The organism is Streptomyces sp. AcH 505 (assembly GCF_000818175.1).
GTDB lineage: Bacteria > Actinomycetota > Actinomycetes > Streptomycetales > Streptomycetaceae > Streptomyces.
Window position 1 is genome coordinate 904,029 of record NZ_JTIY01000001.1, and the last position, 16,710, is coordinate 920,738.

Here is a 16,710-nt window from a genome sequence, read left to right on the forward strand (position 1 = left end):
GGCGGGGGCGACGCGCTCGTCGAACGGCGAGGGGATCACGTAGTCCGCGGCGAGTTCGTCGCCGACGACGTCCGCGAGCGCCTCGGCCGCCGCGATCTTCATGCCCTCGGTGATGCGCGAGGCGCGCACCTGGAGGGCGCCGGCGAAGATGCCGGGGAAGGCGAGCACGTTGTTGATCTGGTTGGGGTAGTCGCTGCGGCCGGTCGCCACGACGGCCGCGTACCGGTGCGCCACGTCGGGGTGGACCTCGGGGTTCGGGTTGGCCATGGCGAAGACGAAGGCGCCGGGCGCCATCGAGGCGACCGCCGGCTCGGGGACCGTACCGCCGGAGACGCCGATGAAGACGTCGGCGCCGGACAGCGCTGCCTCCAGGGGGCCGCTGAGCCGCGCCTTGTTGGTGAGCGCGGCGATCTCGTGCTTGACGTCGGTCAGGTCGTCGCGGTCCGTGCTCACGACGCCCTTGCGGTCGGCGACGGCCACGTCCCCGATCCCGGCGGCCAGCAGGAACTTGGCGATGGCGACGCCCGCCGCGCCGGCGCCGGAGATGACGGCGCGCAGTTCGCCGATGCCGCGCCCGGTGAGCTTGGCCGCGTTGCGCAGGGCGGCGAGGGTGACGACGGCCGTGCCGTGCTGGTCGTCGTGGAAGACGGGGATGTCGAGCCGGTCCTGGAGCCGCCGCTCGATCTCGAAGCAGCGGGGGGCCGAGATGTCTTCGAGGTTCACGCCGCCGAACGAGGGGGCGAGCCGGACGACGGTCTCGATGATCTCGTCGGTGTCGGTGGTGGCGAGCGCGATCGGCACCGCGTCGACCCCGCCGAACTGCTTGAAGAGGATGGCCTTGCCCTCCATGACGGGGAGCGAGGCCTCCGGGCCGATGTCGCCGAGGCCGAGGACGGCGGTGCCGTCCGTGACGACGGCGACGACCTGTGACTTCCAGGTGTAGTCGTGGACGAGTTCGGGATTCTCGGCGATCGCGGTGCACACCTTCGCAACGCCGGGCGTGTACGCAAGGGACAGGTCATCCTTGTCGCGCACGGGGACGGTGGCCGTGATGGCCATCTTGCCGCCGCGGTGCAGCGCGAAGGCCGGATCGAAGGGCTCGTCGGGAGCGCTTTCGGCCGTATCGGTCTCGCTGCGAGGATTGACGATCTCCGCTGCCATGGTCGTACCCCTTAGGTCTTCATCAGTTGAGGGTGGCCACTCCTGGTTGAGGAGGGGTGGGTGGGCACCGCGTCGCTACGTCAGGCATCGCGTAACCACGCGCGGGCGCGCCGCACACGCGCCCTGAGCCCCGGATGAGGGGGTGTGAACGTCCTTCTTACCGGACGGTCCGGCCCGCGCACGCGCGAAGGGCTGGCGGAACCGGAGATTCTCCGGCCGGAGGAAGGCATCCCGGCAGATGGTCCGGTAGTGATGCGCCGGCCGGCAGGGGGACGGGGGTGACCCGTTACCCGATTTTGACATGGCTGCGCCCCTGAATGGACCAGTCCGAATGGCAAGATGCCGGTAATCACACACGGTCGCGAAACCCGAAAGTACGTGCCCGTTCACTTGCCAGCGCTCCCTGACCGCCGGAGGTCCCCGATCATGACCGCAAGCAGCACTCGCCGTACGTCCGCAGCGAAGTCCCGGATCGTCGCGGTCGGCGCCGTAGCGGTCGCGGGCGCCTTGCTCCTGACCGCCTGTGGTGACCAGACCGACAGCGCGGGTGACAAGAGCTCCAAGGGCGCCGACAGCACGGCGAAGACCGCGCCGCTCTTCAGCAAGCTGCCCAAGGACATCCAGGACGCCGGTGTCATCAAGGTCGGCACCAACGCCGAGTACGCGCCGATGGAGTCCGAGGCCGGCGGCAAGATCATCGGTGTCGACCCGGACATAGCCGCAGCGCTGGGCAAACAGCTCGGTGTGCGTTTCGACTTCACCTCCGGTTCGTTCGACGGTCTGATCAGCGCCCTGAACTCGGGCCGCTACCACGTCGCGATGTCGTCGATCACCGACAACAAGCAGCGCCAGGAAGGCCTGGACGACAAGGGCAAGAAGCTCGGCGAGGGCGTGGACTTCGTCGACTACTTCATCGCCGGTACCGCCGTGTACGTGAAGAAGGGCAACCCCGAGGGCATCAAGTCCATCGAGGACCTGTGCGGCAAGACCGCCGCCGTGCAGAAGGGCACCACGTACGAGGAGGCCCTGAACACGCAGTCCAAGGCGTGTAAGGACGGCGGTAAGAAGGCCATCAACATCGAGCCGTTCGAGAACGACACCGAGGCGCAGACCCGGGTGAAGTCCGGCGGCGCGGTGGCCGGTGTCAACGACTACCCGGTCGCCCTTGACCTGACCCGTAAGGCCGACAACGGCAAGGCGTTCGAGATCGTCGGCGAGCAGTACGACGCCGGACCGTTCGGCATCGCGGTCAGCAAGAAGAACACCCAGCTCAGGGACGCGCTGAAGCTCGCTGTCGACGCGATCATCAAGGACGGTTCGTACAAGGCGGTCCTCGACAAGTGGGGCGCGCAGACCGGCGCGATCGACGCCGCGGCCATCAACGGCGGCAAGTGAGCGGGCGCGGTACTGAGGGGCAGCCGTGGTGAGTGACAAGATCGAGAAGATACCGGCCGACACCGCGCCCGGCTCCGGGGGCGCCGCGGTGATCCCCGCGGGGGCCGTCAAGGCCATTCCGGTACGGCACTGGGGGCGGCTGCTCAGCGGGGTGATCGTGGTCGCCCTGCTGGTGGCGCTGGTCTACGCGTTCGCGCAGGGCAACGTCCAGTGGCACGCGGTCTCCGACAAGCTCTTCGACGGCAGTGTCATGAAGGGCGCCGGCCGCACCCTGCTGATCACCGTGCTGTCCATGGTGCTCGGTGTGGTCCTCGGCGTGATCCTGTCCGTGATGCGGATGTCGAAGAACCCGGTGACCAGCGGCGTCGCGTGGCTGTACATCTGGTTCTTCCGCGGCACGCCGGTCTACGTCCAGCTGTTGCTGTGGTTCAACCTGGCGCTGATCTTCCCCATCCTGAACATCCCGTTCATCTACAAGAACGAGATGACGGACGTCATGACCCCCTTCATGTGCGCCCTGTTGGGGCTCGGCCTCAACGAGGCCGCGTACATGGCGGAGATCTGCCGGGCCGGCATCCAGTCGGTCGACGAGGGGCAGACGGAGGCGTCGCACGCGCTCGGGATGACCCAGGGCAAGACGATGCGCAGGGTGGTGCTGCCGCAGGCGCTGCGGGTCATCATCCCGCCGACGGGCAACGAGTTCATCAACATGCTGAAGACCTCGTCCCTGGTGGTCGCCGTCACCTATCCGGATCTGCTGCGCGCGACGTCGAGCATTGGCTCCACGTCGTACGCGGTGATGGAGATGCTCTTCGTCGCCTCGATCTGGTACATCGCGATGACCAGCGTCTTCAGCGTCGGTCAGTTCTATCTGGAGCGCCGGTACGCCCGCGGTACGAGCCGCAGTCTCGCTGCCACCCCGTGGCAGAAGGTCAAGGCGAACATGGCCTCCCTGCGCAGCCCGAGGAGTGCCTGATGACTGCCATGGTGAAGGCGGAGGGCGTCCACAAGTCCTTCGGCACGGCCCACATTCTCAAGGGCATCGACCTGGAGGTCGCGCCGCGTGAGGTCTTCTGTGTGATCGGTCCCTCGGGGTCGGGCAAGTCGACGTTCCTGCGGTGCATCAACCACCTGGAGCAGATCAACGCCGGACGGCTGTACGTCGACGGGGAGTTGGTCGGCTACCGGCAGAAGGGCGAGAAGCTCTACGAGCTGAAGGACAGCGAAGTCGCGAGGAAGCGCCGGGACATCGGCATGGTCTTCCAGCGCTTCAACCTGTTCCCGCACATGACGGCGGTGGAGAACGTCATGGAGGCACCGATCCAGGTGCGCGGCGAGTCGAAGGCGGCGGCCCGCGCGCGGGCGGCGAAGCTGCTCGACCGGGTCGGTCTCTCCGACAAGGCGGACAACTATCCCGCGCAGCTCTCCGGCGGTCAGCAGCAACGGGTGGCCATCGCGCGCGCGTTGGCGATGGAGCCGAAGCTGATGCTGTTCGACGAACCGACGTCGGCGCTCGACCCGGAGCTGGTGGGTGATGTCCTGGACGTGATGCGCGACCTCGCGGCCGACGGCATGACGATGATCGTGGTCACCCACGAGATGGGGTTCGCGCGCGAGGTCGGGGACGCGCTGGTGTTCATGGACGACGGCATGGTCGTCGAGACGGGCCATCCGCGCGATGTGCTCGGCAATCCGCAGCACACCAGGACGCAGTCGTTCCTGTCGAAGGTGCTGTAGGTGCCACGCACGCGGGCGGTACGGCCAGTGACGTCCGTACCGCCCGCCCGCCGCTACTTCAGGGCCAGTACGAGGGAGTCGGAGGGCGAGGACCAGACGGGCCTCGCCTCGGCGAAGCCGGCCTCGCGCAGCGTACGCGCGTGCCAGTCGGCCGACGGCGTGTCACCTTCGGCGTGCTCCCCGTAGATCCGGAACCGCTCGGCGGTGGGTCCGGCGAGTACGGGGTCCTTGGCGGCGACGTCCCACCACTGCGTCCAGTCGAGCGCGCCGGCCGACCTGGCCCCTTCCATGGCGGCGTGCCGGTGGGCGCGTTCGGCCTCGTTGATCCCGGGGGTGGTGGTGTCGATCATGTGGTCGGCGTTCATCAGGACTCCGCCGTCCCTCACGAGCCCGGCGAGCTGCCCGTACAGCGTGGTCAGCGGCCCGGCGTGGAACCAGTGCAGGGCGGTGGCGGTGAGGACGGCGTCGTACGTCCCGTACGGCAGCAGGGCCGGCCAGCCGGGGTCCTTGAGGTCGGCGGTCACGAAGCTGACCCGCTCGTCGCCGGCGAAATACCCGCGGGCGATGGCGAGCAGGGCGGGGTCGAGGTCGACGCCCGTGCTGGTCGCTTCGGGGAACCTGCGCAGCAGCCGGTCCGAGATGCTGCCCGTGCCGCACGCGAGGTCGAGCACCCGGGGCCGCGGGCCCACCAGCGCCTCGACCATGTCCAGCATGACCCGGAACCGCTCCTCGCGGTCGGGCATGTACCACTCCTGCTGCCGGTCCCAGCTCCGCTGCCAGGCCCGCCAGTCGGTTCCGGTCGTCGCCTCCGTCATAAACCCTCCCCTGAGTAATACCCTGGAACGTCAGTCGGCCATTACGGTCGGCCCTCCCGACTCTAGAACGCAGCCGTAAGGACTACAAGTGGAACTGGCCTCTTACTCGGACTACGCGGTACGCCTGGTCAACACCGAGGAGCCGGCCCGTGGCACGGACACCCTGACCTCGGTCGAGGACGTCCGCGCCCTCTTCGGCGCGAGCACCCAGCTCGCCCGCCGCGCGACGGAGGCGGACATCACCCGCTTCCGGTCGGTCAGGGCACGGCTGCGCGCGGTCTTCACCGCCGCCGACACGGGTGAGCCCACCCAGGCCGTCGACCTGCTGAACTCGCTGCTGCTGGAATTCCCGGTCAGCCCGCAGATCTCCGGCCACGACTTCCTCGACGAGGAGGGCCGCCCCGACTGGCACATGCACCTCGCCGAGCACCCCTCGAACGCGACCGCCGGGTACGCGGCGACGGCCGCGATGGGGCTCGCCTTCCATCTGACCGAGCACGGTGTCGACAGGCTCGGCCTGTGCGAGGCAGCACCGTGCCGCAACGCCTACCTCGACACGTCGACCAACCGCTCGCGACGCTACTGTTCGGACCGCTGTGCGACCCGTGCCAACGTCGCCGCCTACCGGGCCCGCAAGCGCCTGGAGACGGAACGGTCGGCGAGCACCGGGCGCACCGAAGAGGCCAGCCAGGAGACCGCCCCGCGCACCGAGCGCTGATCCTCACCGCGCGGCCGGTACCGGCCGCGTACCCGCCCCAGCAGCAACTCCTCGGGCACCGTCCCGAACAGCCTGCTGTCACCCTCGGCCCCCGGGTTGTCCCCCAGCACCCACCAGCCGCCCTCGCGTCGCTCGATCAGCCGCTTCACGATGAGCAGATCCTGCTGCAACGGGTGTTTGAGCACCACCACGTCGCCCGCCTTCACGGGCGCCCGGTAGTGCACCAAGAGCTGATCGCCGTGCTTGAGCGTCGGGTACATGGACGGCCCCATCACCTCGGCGATCCCCAACGGCACTCTCGGCTCCCGCCCCGACTCCCGCCCCGACTCCGTCATGCGGCACCTCCCGGTCCCACCGTATGTTCCGCCACAGGTCCCATATTGACGCCGGACTTTTGTCCTAAGCCCACGGGGGCACTCGCGAAAACAGGCTTCTCACGGAGTAATGTCCCACCTGAGAAGACGATCACGAGGAAGGACAGCTCAATGCTCTCCCGACTGTTTGCCCCGAAGGTGAAGGTCAGCGCCCACTGCGACCTCCCCTGCGGCGTCTACGACCCGGCCCAGGCCCGCATCGAGGCCGAGTCGGTCAAGGCCGTCCAGGAGAAGATGGCGGGCAACGACGACGCCCACTTCCAGGCCCGCGCCACCGTCATCAAGGAGCAGCGAGCCGAGCTCGCCAAGCACCATGTCTCGGTGCTGTGGAGCGACTACTTCAAGCCCCCGCACTTCGAGAAGTACCCGGAGCTGCACCAGCTGGTCAACGACACCCTGAAGGCCCTGTCGGCGGCGAAGGCCTCGACGGACCCGGCGACGGGCCAGAAGGCGCTGGACTACATCGCCCAGATCGACAAGATCTTCTGGGAGACCAAGAAGGCGTGACTTGGGCACCCCCCTTGGAACACCCGCACCCGGCCCGCAGGCCGCCGAACACGGCGGCCACGACGGACCGGGTGCGGTCTTCTTTGCGGCCGGCCCAGATCCGCGTAGCCCCGCCGGGCGACAACGGCTGACCCCGTACCTGTCGGCCTGACAGCTCCTCCTGATCGTCGGCCTGAGCGATGTCGCGCCACCCAGGACGACGGATTCTCGTCAGAGTGACATGCTGAATACCTCACTGTGACAAGGGAGTTGAGCTCATGCGGTGGACCGTCCATGGCGAGCGGCAGATCTACAGCAACCCATGGGTGAACCTATGGCTCGTGGACGTCCAGCAGCCTGACGGCCGGCGGTGGGAACACCATGTGGTCCGGATGCGGCATCTCGCTGTGGCAACCGTTGTCGACGACCAGAAGCGCGTGCTGATGATGTGGCGGCACCGGTTCATCACCGACACCTGGGGCTGGGAACTTCCGATGGGCCTCATCGAGGCCGACGAGACACCTGAGCAGGCTGCCGCCCGCGAAGTCGAGGAAGAGACCGGCTGGCGGGTGGAAGGGGTCAAACCACTGGTCTACGCACAGCCCGCGAACGGCATCACCGATTCCGAGCACTTCATTTTTCGTGCGGAGGCCGCCTCGTATGCGGGCCCACCGACCGAGGTGAACGAGTCCGACCGGATCGAGTGGATTCCGATCTCGGAGATCCGGGGCATGATCGACCGCCGTGAGGTGGTCAGCAGCGGCAGCCTGGTCGGCCTGCTCTATCTGCTGCTGGACGAGGCGACCGGCGGCTCGTAAGGATCAGCCGAGGGCCTCGCGCATGCGTTGCTCGAAGGCCAGGACGGGAGCCTCGCCGGCGTACGGCAACATTCTGCGGTGAAGCTCCTGGACGTGACCGCTCACTCGTCAAGACCGGAGAGGACGAAGAACGCGGCCGGGGCCTGCTTCTCGTCGGTTCGCTCTCCGAGGAGACCGGCCACCACGACCGCCACCCGGTCGGCAAGACCGACTGGGCCCGTCTGATCCTCGGCCCGAAGGCGGCACGCCTTCCTGTACACCGGTACGAGGAACTTCACACCGCGCGGGACACGTCAGCGACGCCTACATGGCTGGTCGATGTGGCCCGGCACGCTTGGGAGACGACCACAACGGCGGCCGGTCGGGTGCCGGATCCGCCTCCCGGCCTCGACCTCGCACCCTGGCGATGAATGCGCCCCCTGCCTGGCCTTCACGGCCGGACAGGGGGCGCTTTCGTTCGTCCAGGATCAGTCGAGAGGAGTCGACTGGTGCGCGGCCGCGATGGCGTCGATGCGTGCGGCCAGGTCGAAGTCAGCCGCCGTCAGTTGGTATCCGGCGTCGTGCGTGGTGACCGCGACCTTGGTGTGGTCCATGCGGAGGTCGATGTCCGCGTGGTGCCCGATGCGCCGCTCGCGGTCGGCGATGTGCACGATCATCGCGACGGCTGCGTGGTAGCGGATCTCGATGGTCCGCGTGATCTCGGTCCCCGCGCGGGACCACAGCGGCAGCTCGGCCAGCCGCGCCTCAATCTCCTCGTCGGTCAGCGGCGTTGGTACCTGAGCCACGTCATCCCCTCTCGGTCACCGGTGCCAGTACCTCCGCCAGGTCCCGGCCGACGGGAGCATCGTGCCACGGGCGCATCGCCTGCTCCAGAGTGATCAGCTCCCTGCGCATTCGTGCGGACCGAGTCTCGACGGCGACGGTCGCCACATTCCGGGCGATCTCCAGAGCGTGGTCGGGCTCCTGTGCGGTGGCTGCCGCTGTGGCCTGTCGAGCCATGTAGACGCCGCGGTCGCGCCGGGCGGTCTCGGGGACGATCGCGAGAACCTGCTCCCACAGTGCACCGGCCTCCGCTCCGAGGCCGAGCCGTCCGTAACAGGTCGCGCGCTGGATCTCCAGGTAGCCGGGGGTGCGCCTGCAGGCGTTGCCCCACGGCAAGTCGTCGTCCACGGAGGAGAGGAGGCCGGTCGCCTGATCGATGAGACCATCGACCGCCGTACGGTCTCCTGTCAGGCTGGCGCCGTGCGCCCACTGCTGAAGAGACATCACACGTACCTTCGGAGCAAGGCGGGTGGCGTTTTCCGTCGCAGCCTCGCAGAGATCGATAACCGCGTAGCCGTCCCCGAGGTCGGTCCGGACCTGGGCCTGGTTGACGAGGGAGTAGCCGATCAGGTGCGGGTCGCGGGACCGCATGGCTATCTCCTGCGTGACACCACGCCAGAAGCTCGCGCCGTCCATGTCGCCGGCGTCCTGGTACAGCCAGCCGACGAGTGCGGAGTACGCGGCGCCGACGCGGAGCAGCCCCCGCCGAGTCTCGCCTTTCGCGCTGCGGACCAGCTTGTCGATCAGTTGATACTGCGCGGCCACCGTACCGATCAAGTCGTGCGGGCCGAGGAACATGTCCGCGCGGTAGTGCCCCTCCAACTGCTGCTGGAAGTAGTCGATCAGGGCAGGGTCGACGTGTTGCGGCGCAACGGGGCCGGCTACGAGTGCGGCGGCGGTGACGGATACGAGAGCGCGGCGGCGCACGTCCGCCTCCTCATGGTGCTCCGGCCGGATCCAGCCCGGCGGAACGGTGAAGCCCAGGTCTTCGGGCCAGCGGTCGAGCGCATCGTGCAGCACGATCGCCGTTTCCTCCGACGGCCATCCGGGGCGGTCGCTCTCCCAGCGTCGCCAGGTCCGCGCGGACACGGTGAACTGGACGTCGTCCAGGAGCTGCTGCCCGTGCGCCTGGAGCGCGTTGGCTGCGGCGTCGATCGTTCGCCAGCCGCGACGTAACCGGGCCGCCCTGAGCGCATCGTTGCGGCCCGCAGTTCCAGTCTCTCGTGTCATCGCTCGCACTCCCGGCCGTGGCCGCTACGTGGCCGCGCGTGGCCACGCCGTGACCTATCTCCCATTCGGCGTGAAATCCATCATCGGTAAAGAACCGCTGAGGCGTACACCATTTGGCCTGGTTACCCCTCAAAAGACATCAGCCGAAGGTGAGCCGTGGTCGGGAAAGAGATGTCGCGATGAGCGAAGACGAACAGATCGTTGCGGCGCGAGCGGCGTGCCGCTTCTGTAAGCAGCCCACGGACGACCCGGTGAAGGTCGGCCTGACCCATTCCCTATCGGGACCAGGGTGGGACATCGAAGCATGCCCGGGATGCGTGCGGTTTCGCCGCCTGCTTCCGTTTGACGAGTACCCGCCCGAACCCATGGGCGACGTCCGGCTCACCGACGGCACGATCCTCGGAACCCCGGAGCAGGCGGCCGCAATCATGCTCGGCCGGCAGTACCGAGAGCGCATGTCCGCCCCCGGCTACTTGCCACTCGTCACCGTGAATACCGCGCTCGCCCCGGAAGGAGCCCTTCGTCGGCACCTTGGCGACTGCAGGTTCTGCCGTGACGACGGGTCCAGTTGTCCCACGGGCACAGCCCTCTACCGCGTAGCGCAGGAGGCTCACGCATGACCGAGACCGCCACCATCAAGGCGTCCGCGCTCGACGGCCTTCCGCCGCTTGTGGTCAAGCGCTGGCCGAGCAGCGCGCAATCCGTCGGAAGGGCGCGACACTTGCTGCTGCGGCACTTGCAGGCGTGGCGCCTTACCGACTTGGCCGACTCGGCCCCGCTTGTTCTCTCGGAGCTGGTGACCAACGCGGTTCAGCACGGGCGCGTGCCGGGACGTCTGATCGAGACGCGATTCGAGCGTCTCGTCGGCGGGGTACGGATTGAAGTACATGACGCCGGCGACACCAAGCCGCAACTGCGAACGCCGACAGCGGACGACGACTCGGGCCGCGGCCTGGCGCTCGTGGACGCCCTCACCAATGGGTGCTGGGGAGTCAGCGGCCGTGCTGGTGTCGGCAAGCTCGTGTGGGCCGTATGCGCTGACGACAGCGCCAAGCCCGGCAGCTAGCGAGACGAGATCCCCGCCCGCTGCAGCCGATGGCAGCGGGCGGGGCTACAGCTCGGGCTGGTCCGGCATCAGGGCTGTAAGCGGTCGCCGAGGGCTCGACGTAGGGCTCTGGCCCGGTCGGCGGGCGGGCGGCGGGGCACTCGACAACGGTTTCCGGGTCATGGTCATTTGTCTTTACCCTTGAGGACACATTTTGTGATCATGACGGTGACCCTTCAGACTGCGACTCGCCGCACAGCGCAGGGGGTCGGACAATCGTGCCGGATCCCGCAATCGCGGTGACCCCCCTCGGGGTTATCCGGCACAAGTGCGCCGGGCCCTTCGTCGTCGGCCCGGGGCGGGTCGATCTCAGTAGATGTGGACTCTCCAGCGCTCGACCCAGAGCAGCCAGGCACCGCCGCTGCCGCGCACCTGGATCCGATCGTCCGCCACCTGCCAGACGGTGCCGTAGAGCGTGGCGTCCGAGAGGTCCACCCTGACGATGTCGTACACCTCCACGTCGTCCTCGATCGGGCGGGACCACGTGTGCCCGCAGTCGGCGCAGACGTACCCGACGACACCCCACCCCGCGCCCGCCATGGGCCGGCCGGCGCGGACCGCCTCGACGCGGCACCGGGGGCACGGATCGGCGGTGTGTGCGCCCGCTGATCGAGACGGGGAATCGCCGTTCATGTCGTCCGTCCTCCGGTTCTTCCGCTTCCCTGATGGGCTGTTCAGGGTGAGGCGAAACCTTTCATCGCCACGCGGGCGGCCTGTTCGACGATCTTGATGCCCGCCTCTTCCGTGGTGCAGCCGTTCAGCAGGACCGCCATCAGATAGACCCGGCCGCCGGACTCGACCCGGCCGATGCTGTTGACGTCCCACTTCTTCGTCGCGCTCCGCTGGAGCCAGCCGTTCTTGAGCGCTGTCGTGGTGCCGGTGTCGGCCACGGCCGAGACGCCCCATTGCTGGCTCTTGGCTATGTGCCGCATGAGGTCCTGGATGTACTTGCGGGAGGCCGCCGACAGGGGTGGACCTTCGCCGAACACGTTCTGCAGCAGGCGCACTTGGTCCTGCGCGGTGGTCCTGGTCACGCCCCAGACCGTGCCGCCGCCGCCCTGGGTCTGCGAGAGGCCGAGGCGTTTGTTGGCGGCGTCGAGGCCGACGGCGCTGCCGATGGCGGTCCACAGGGCACTCGTCGCGTCGTTGTCACTGTTCTCGATCATGTCGGCGGCGTACGCCCGTTCCTTCGCCGTCAACTCGCGCCCCGCGTCCTGCGCCTGGAGCAGGAGTGTGGCGAGGATGTCGACCTTGACGATGCTGGCCGTGTCGAAAGCGCCGTCGCCGTACGTCGCCCACTTGCCGCTCTCGGTGTCCAGCAGCGCGACGGACAGCTCGTTGCCGGAGAGCGTGGCCGCGAGCGGGTCGAGGGCCGGCTTCAGGTCCATCGGTACGGGGGTGGGGGTGGGCGACGACTGCGGCGAGCGCAGCGTCCGCCGGGCTGTCGGTGTGCCGTTGTCGTCCTGGTGGGCCTTTGTCGCCGCGTACGTACCGCCGCCGCCGAGCAGCAGGACAGCGGCGGTGACCGCCCACGTCACCCGCCGTCTCTTGGCCTTGCGGCGGCGTCGCTGCTCCCTGCGGGAGCGCCGGCGCCGACCAGGCATGTCCTCATGCACGCGTTCGATGGTAATCGATGGTTCGTTCGGGCTTTTGCGGGTTTTCTGCCGGTTTGACCCCGTCAACAGCTGCCCGATCAGGCTCCGTTCGGGCCCTTCCTGCCGTCTCTCGGGCCGAAGATCGCCAGCGCCTCCGCGTCACCGGCACGGGCGTTGAGGAAGTACTCCGCCCACTCCGCGATGTCCGGATACCCGGACTCGGCGCCGAGCCGGGCCGCCGCCGCCTCGGTGTCGAAGTGGGTGACGCGCAGTTCGACGCCGGGGCCCAGCAGCGCCCAGTGCGCGCCTGGCCGGCCGTACGGCATGCCGACGCTGCCCGGGTTGACGATCTGGCGGCCGTGCGCGAGCCGGACGAACGGCATATGGGTGTGGCCGCACACGACGGTGCGTACGTCGTCGTCCAGCCCGGCCAGCACCTCGGCCCAGCGCGCGAGGCGCGAGTCCACCAGGACCACTTCTTCGTCGTCGCGCGGCGTCGCGTGGCAGAAGAGGACGTCGCCGAGGCCGGCCACCGACAGCCGCCGGGTACGCGGAAGTCCCGCGAGCAGCGCCACATGCTCCGCCGTGAGCCGGCCGGCCGCCCAGGTGGCGACGGGGTCGCCGGGGACCTCCGAGATCAACCCCTTTCGCAGCTCGACCAGTTCACGGTCGGCGTTGCCGCCGATCAGTACCGCCCGGTCGCCGAGGCCGGTCAGCACCTCCAGCACCTCGTTGGGCTGCGGCCCCGCCGCGATGTCGCCGGTCACCACCACCCGCGCGGCGGCGGCGACTTCGGGCTCGGCCAGCACCGCCTCCAGGGCGGGCAGAACGCCGTGGATGTCGGAGACGACAGCGACCCGGCCACCGCGTGTGCCACTCAACTCGGCACTTCGGCGACGGCGGTGATCTCCACGAGCTGCCCCGCGTACCCGAGGCAGGCCACCCCGAGCAGCGTGGACGTGTGCGGGCCGAGCGTCAGGCCGCCGGCCTGTACGACCGCCCACACGCGGCCGAGATCGGCGGGGTCCTGCGACACCACGTACACGTCGGTGGACACCACATCGCCGGGCCCGCAGCCGACGGCCCGCAGCGCCGTCTCCATGTTGGCGAGCACCTGCCGGGTCTGCGCCTCGAAGTCGCCGGGGCCTACGAGGTTCCCCTCGGCGTCGAGCGGTACGGCCCCGGCGAGGAACGCGAGGCGGCGGTCGGTGTCGACCACCGCCGCGTGCGCGTAGTCCGGCGGCGGGAACAGGCCGGGCACGGTCGTACGGCGAACCATCGATGTCACTCCTCGCGCCGGGCCCACACGTACCGGCCCCGGCATTGTCGTCACTCCTCCCCCTCCGCGCCCACCGGTTTTCCCGCGCCGCGCGCGTGTCGGCACGGGCGGCCCGCTGCAAGGTTTCGGCAAGGCCCGGTCAAGCCTCCGACCGACCTGCGGGGGCATGTCACGTCACGCAAGGCCCGAAAGAAAGGTCCGAAAACAGCGTCGGGGGATCTGATGACTGATGTGAGAGGGCGGCCCTTGAGCGGCGGCCCGGTAGACCGGGAGACCGGTCAGTGGCTGACACTGACCGGCTGCCGGAAGGTTCTGGTCGTCGTGCATACAGAGGTGTACGGGCAGCGGCTGCGCGAGCTGCTGCCGCTGCTGGAGTCCGATCTGCGGATCCAGGTGGTGTTCACCATCGCGCCGCACGCGTTCAACGAGGGCGCGGCACGCTCGCTGCGCGCGATGGGGAGCACCGTGATGCCGTGGGAGGAGGCGGTCCGTACCGAGTTCGACCTCGCACTCGCCGCCGGGTCGCAGGGAGTTGAGCGGCTTCGCGCGCCGCTGATCCGGCTGCCGCACGGGGCGGGGCACATGAAGCTGTCGCGCGTGGTCGACGGCAAGACGGCTGACAGGGAGGAGCCGAGGACGGTCGGCGGGCTGGGTCGCTCGTATCTCATGTGGGACGGGCGGGTCGTACCGAAGGCGTTCGCGTTGGCCCACCAGGCGGATCTGACGGCTCTGGAACGCTGGTGCCCGGAGGCGCTGCCGGTGGCCGAGGTGGTCGGTGACGCCGACCACGACCGGATCACCGCCAGCCTTCCGCATCGCGCTGCCTACCGCGAGGCGTTGGGGTTGCGCCCCGAGCAGAAGCTGATAATGGTCTGCTCGACGTGGGGACTGGGGTCGTCGTTCAACCGGATCGACGCGCTGCTGCCGAGGCTGGTGGCCGAGCTGCCGCGCCATGAGTACCGGATCGCGGTGCTGCTGCACCCCAACATCCACGCCGGCCACGGCGACTGGCAGGTGAAGGCGTGGCTGGCCGGTTTCCGGCGGCGCGGCGTCGCGGTCGTACCGCCGGACGCCGACTGGCGTTCGCATCTGATCGCGGCGGACTGGGTGATCGGGGACCACGGTTCCGTCACGCTCTACGCCACGTTGACGCGGGCGACCATCCTGCTGGCCCGGTTTCCGGACGGGGACGTCAACCCGGAGTCGCCTGGGGCCGAACTGGCCCAGGTCGCACCCGCGTTGTCACCCGCCCACCCGCTGCCCGAGCAACTGGCCTACGCGGCGGCCGAGTACCCGGCGCGGGAGTACGCACGGATCGCGGCGCGGATCTCGTCCGAGCCCGGCCGCTTCAACGAGCTGATGCGCAAGCTGATGTACCGGATCCTGGGCCTCGGCCGACCGGCCCATCAACCGGCAGTACGGCCGCTGCCGTTGCCGGAACCGCTGGAGTCACTGGAGTCGGAGGAGGGGCTGACATGGTCGCCGACGGCCAGCTGAACATCGACCTCGACGGCGGGGTGGACGAGCGGTGGTTGCAGTGTGCCGACGTGCTCCACGCGACGGCACTCCGCCCGTACGGCGAGGCGTTACGGCTCGCCCGCCGGACGATGCGGCGGCGGCCTGGGTGCCTGCTGACCGTCGTGCGCTGCACGGAGGGCGGCTGCGTGGCGGCGGCCCGCGCCGGTGACCGGGTCGTCGTGAGGTGGCTGCCGGTCGGGGCCGCTTTCTCCACCGAGGGTTATGTGCGCTTCTCGTCGTTGCTGTACGTCTGGCTGGTCAGGGCTCGGACGGCCGGTCCGGCGACCGGCCGGACGGCCGGTCAAGACGGTCCAGGCGCTCCTCCAGGCGCCGTACGTCGGTCGCGCTGACCTGGGCGTAGCGGGCCAGGGACTGCTCGTACCAGTTCCTGGCCCGTGCGCCGTCCTGCCGTTCCTCGGCCGACTCGCCGAGCATCTCCAACACCCGGCCCTGCCAGTGCCGGGACCCGGTCTCCTCGAACTCACCCAATGCGGCGATCAGTTGGCGCTCGACGTCGTCGACCGTCCGCCCGGCGCGCGGGAGTCGGGCGGACGCGCGGCCCAGAAACGCCAGGGCGCGGGCAGCGTCGTAGGCGTCGTGCTCGGCGAGCAGGTCCGCGCGGGCGCGTTCGAGCAACGGGAGGGCCTGCTCGGGGCGGTCCACCGCGAGGGCGACATCGCCGAGGCAGATCCGGGTGAGCGCGGCGCCGCGCCGGTAGCCGATCTCCTCGCGCAGGTCGAGCGCCGGGGTGAAGAACGTCGCGGCTTCGGCCAGCCGTCCTGCGAGCCGGTGCGACTGGCCGATGCCGTGCAGCGCCTGCGCCTCGGCGCGCCGGTCGCCGTCCCTGACCGCCTCCTCGCGCGCCTGCGCGAACCATTCCACGGCTTCGTCGTGGCGCCCCGCGTTACGCAGTCCGGTGCCGCCCGACGTGAGCATCCGGCTCTCGGCCTGCCGGTCGCCGGCGCGGCGCGCAGCGGCGAGTCCGATCTCGTGCGCTTCGATCCACAGGTCGTAGGGCCGTAATCGGAGGAAGGCGGGCCACAACGCGTCGGCGAGCTGCCAGGCGGTGGCGTCCCAACCGTGTTCGGCAGCTACTCGTAACGCGGCCATGAGATGGGGCAGTTCGGCACTGAGCCAGTTCAGGGCGCCGGGTGCGCCGCTGAACGGCGGCCGCTGCCCGGGGTCCGGTGGGAACGCGTAGTCGCGGGGCAGTGTGCGGTGGCTCGGAGCCAGCAGGGCCTCGGCGGCCGTGGCGGTGAACAGATACGCGTCCACCACCCGGCGTACGGTGTCGCGCCGGTCGGCGGATGTCTCCAACTCGCCCGCCAGGTCTGCCGCGTGGGCCCTGGTCAGGTCGTGGAACCGGTAGCGGTCGGCGCCGGAGACAGGATCGGGGCCCAGCTCTTCCAACAGATTCACCTCGGCGAGATCGTCGAGCAGCAGAGCCGCTTCGTCCGGGCGTACGGAACAGGCAGCGGCGGCGATGGCCGTGCCGAACACGACGACGGGCAGCAACCCCAACCGCCGGTAGCCCACGGCCAGTCCGGGCGGCAGATGGCGGTACGACTCGTCCAGCGCGCCCCGCACGGCGTACCCGCCCTCGATGCTGAGGGTGTCGAGCCGGCCAGCGCCGCCGTCCCTGTCGAGGGCCCCGGCC

General features: G+C 69.4%; 19 protein-coding genes. 9 read left to right on the forward strand and 10 right to left on the reverse strand.

Annotated features, from left to right (window positions below; genetic code table 11):
• The coding region (locus tag HY68_RS04100; protein ID WP_041995114.1) for an NADP-dependent malic enzyme at positions 1-1,161 on the reverse strand (1,161 nt) is incomplete at its 3' end.
• A 426-nt stretch (positions 1,162-1,587) separates the two neighbouring features.
• Between HY68_RS04100 and HY68_RS04105 the strand changes: the two genes are divergently transcribed.
• From HY68_RS04105 to HY68_RS04115, 3 genes are read left to right on the forward strand one after another with little or no spacing between them, the layout of a single operon-like run.
• Complete coding sequence (locus tag HY68_RS04105) at positions 1,588-2,556, forward strand: ABC transporter substrate-binding protein (protein ID WP_041984475.1); 969 nt, start codon at positions 1,588-1,590, stop codon at positions 2,554-2,556.
• Positions 2,557-2,605: 49 nt separating this feature from the next.
• Complete coding sequence (locus tag HY68_RS04110; RefSeq protein WP_241778733.1) at positions 2,606-3,532, forward strand: amino acid ABC transporter permease; 927 nt, start codon at positions 2,606-2,608, stop codon at positions 3,530-3,532.
• Positions 3,532-4,293, forward strand: coding sequence for an amino acid ABC transporter ATP-binding protein (locus tag HY68_RS04115; RefSeq protein WP_041984477.1), 762 nt, complete (start codon positions 3,532-3,534; stop codon positions 4,291-4,293). Before HY68_RS04110 ends, HY68_RS04115 begins: the two co-directional genes overlap by 1 nt.
• Positions 4,294-4,346: 53 nt before the next feature.
• Here HY68_RS04115 and HY68_RS04120 read toward each other — a convergent pair whose 3' ends face one another.
• Complete coding sequence (locus tag HY68_RS04120; RefSeq protein WP_041984479.1) at positions 4,347-5,108, reverse strand: class I SAM-dependent methyltransferase; 762 nt, start codon at positions 5,106-5,108, stop codon at positions 4,347-4,349.
• An 88-nt stretch (positions 5,109-5,196) separates the two neighbouring features.
• Between HY68_RS04120 and HY68_RS04125 the strand changes: the two genes are divergently transcribed.
• Positions 5,197-5,826, forward strand: a complete 630-nt coding sequence (locus tag HY68_RS04125) for a CGNR zinc finger domain-containing protein (RefSeq protein WP_041984480.1) — start codon at positions 5,197-5,199, stop codon at positions 5,824-5,826.
• On the opposite strand, the gene sodX is transcribed toward HY68_RS04125, so the two are convergent.
• Positions 5,730-6,161: a nickel-type superoxide dismutase maturation protease gene (gene sodX / locus HY68_RS40350; protein WP_078863417.1), complete on the reverse strand. Its 432-nt coding sequence runs from the start codon at positions 6,159-6,161 to the stop codon at positions 5,730-5,732. The two genes, HY68_RS04125 and sodX, sit on opposite strands and share 97 nt — an antisense overlap.
• Before the next feature lie 150 nt (positions 6,162-6,311).
• Here sodX and sodN point away from each other — a divergent pair, with 150 nt between their 5' ends.
• Together sodN and HY68_RS04135 are read left to right on the forward strand one after the other, a co-directional pair.
• A complete protein-coding gene (sodN, locus tag HY68_RS04130; protein WP_041984481.1) occupies positions 6,312-6,707 on the forward strand; it encodes a superoxide dismutase, Ni in 396 nt (131 codons plus the stop codon).
• A gap of 257 nt (positions 6,708-6,964) precedes the next feature.
• Positions 6,965-7,504, forward strand: a complete 540-nt coding sequence (locus HY68_RS04135; RefSeq protein ID WP_041984484.1) for an NUDIX hydrolase — start codon at positions 6,965-6,967, stop codon at positions 7,502-7,504.
• Positions 7,505-7,971: 467 nt separating this feature from the next.
• On the opposite strand, the gene HY68_RS04140 is transcribed toward HY68_RS04135, so the two are convergent.
• Together HY68_RS04140 and HY68_RS04145 are read right to left on the reverse strand one after the other, a co-directional pair.
• The gene (locus HY68_RS04140) at positions 7,972-8,289 is read right to left on the reverse strand and encodes a 4a-hydroxytetrahydrobiopterin dehydratase (RefSeq protein WP_041984487.1); all 318 of its coding nucleotides are present in this window, start codon (positions 8,287-8,289) and stop codon (positions 7,972-7,974) included.
• 1 nt (position 8,290) lies between these two features.
• The gene (locus HY68_RS04145; protein ID WP_041984490.1) at positions 8,291-9,556 is read right to left on the reverse strand and encodes a hypothetical protein; all 1,266 of its coding nucleotides are present in this window, start codon (positions 9,554-9,556) and stop codon (positions 8,291-8,293) included.
• Positions 9,557-9,735: 179 nt separating this feature from the next.
• Here HY68_RS04145 and HY68_RS42580 point away from each other — a divergent pair, with 179 nt between their 5' ends.
• Both HY68_RS42580 and HY68_RS04155 read left to right on the forward strand, forming a co-directional pair.
• A complete protein-coding gene (locus HY68_RS42580) occupies positions 9,736-10,176 on the forward strand; it encodes a hypothetical protein (protein WP_157874281.1) in 441 nt (146 codons plus the stop codon).
• A complete protein-coding gene (locus tag HY68_RS04155) occupies positions 10,173-10,622 on the forward strand; it encodes an ATP-binding protein (protein WP_041984496.1) in 450 nt (149 codons plus the stop codon). The genes HY68_RS42580 and HY68_RS04155 overlap by 4 nt, the downstream gene beginning before the upstream one ends.
• Before the next feature lie 348 nt (positions 10,623-10,970).
• Here the strand turns inward: HY68_RS04155 and HY68_RS04160 are convergent, their stop codons facing one another.
• From HY68_RS04160 to HY68_RS04175, 4 genes are all read right to left on the reverse strand, one after another.
• Positions 10,971-11,294, reverse strand: coding sequence for a hypothetical protein (locus HY68_RS04160; RefSeq protein ID WP_198533206.1), 324 nt, complete (start codon positions 11,292-11,294; stop codon positions 10,971-10,973).
• Positions 11,295-11,335: 41 nt separating this feature from the next.
• Positions 11,336-12,277: a serine hydrolase gene (locus HY68_RS04165; protein WP_041984502.1), complete on the reverse strand. Its 942-nt coding sequence runs from the start codon at positions 12,275-12,277 to the stop codon at positions 11,336-11,338.
• A 77-nt stretch (positions 12,278-12,354) separates the two neighbouring features.
• Positions 12,355-13,137 carry a metallophosphoesterase family protein gene (locus HY68_RS04170; protein WP_041984504.1) on the reverse strand — a complete coding sequence of 261 codons (783 nt, stop codon included), beginning with the start codon at positions 13,135-13,137 and terminating at the stop codon, positions 12,355-12,357.
• Positions 13,134-13,535 (reverse strand): RidA family protein, encoded by a 402-nt coding sequence (locus HY68_RS04175; protein WP_041984506.1) that lies wholly within the window; start codon positions 13,533-13,535, stop codon positions 13,134-13,136. Before HY68_RS04175 ends, HY68_RS04170 begins: the two co-directional genes overlap by 4 nt.
• Positions 13,536-13,856: 321 nt before the next feature.
• On the opposite strand from HY68_RS04175, the gene HY68_RS04180 reads away from it, so the two are divergent.
• Positions 13,857-15,032: a hypothetical protein gene (locus HY68_RS04180; protein ID WP_241778466.1), complete on the forward strand. Its 1,176-nt coding sequence runs from the start codon at positions 13,857-13,859 to the stop codon at positions 15,030-15,032.
• Between the two features lie 279 nt (positions 15,033-15,311).
• On the opposite strand, the gene HY68_RS04190 is transcribed toward HY68_RS04180, so the two are convergent.
• The coding region (locus tag HY68_RS04190) for a tetratricopeptide repeat protein (protein ID WP_041984515.1) at positions 15,312-16,710 on the reverse strand (1,399 nt) is incomplete at its 5' end.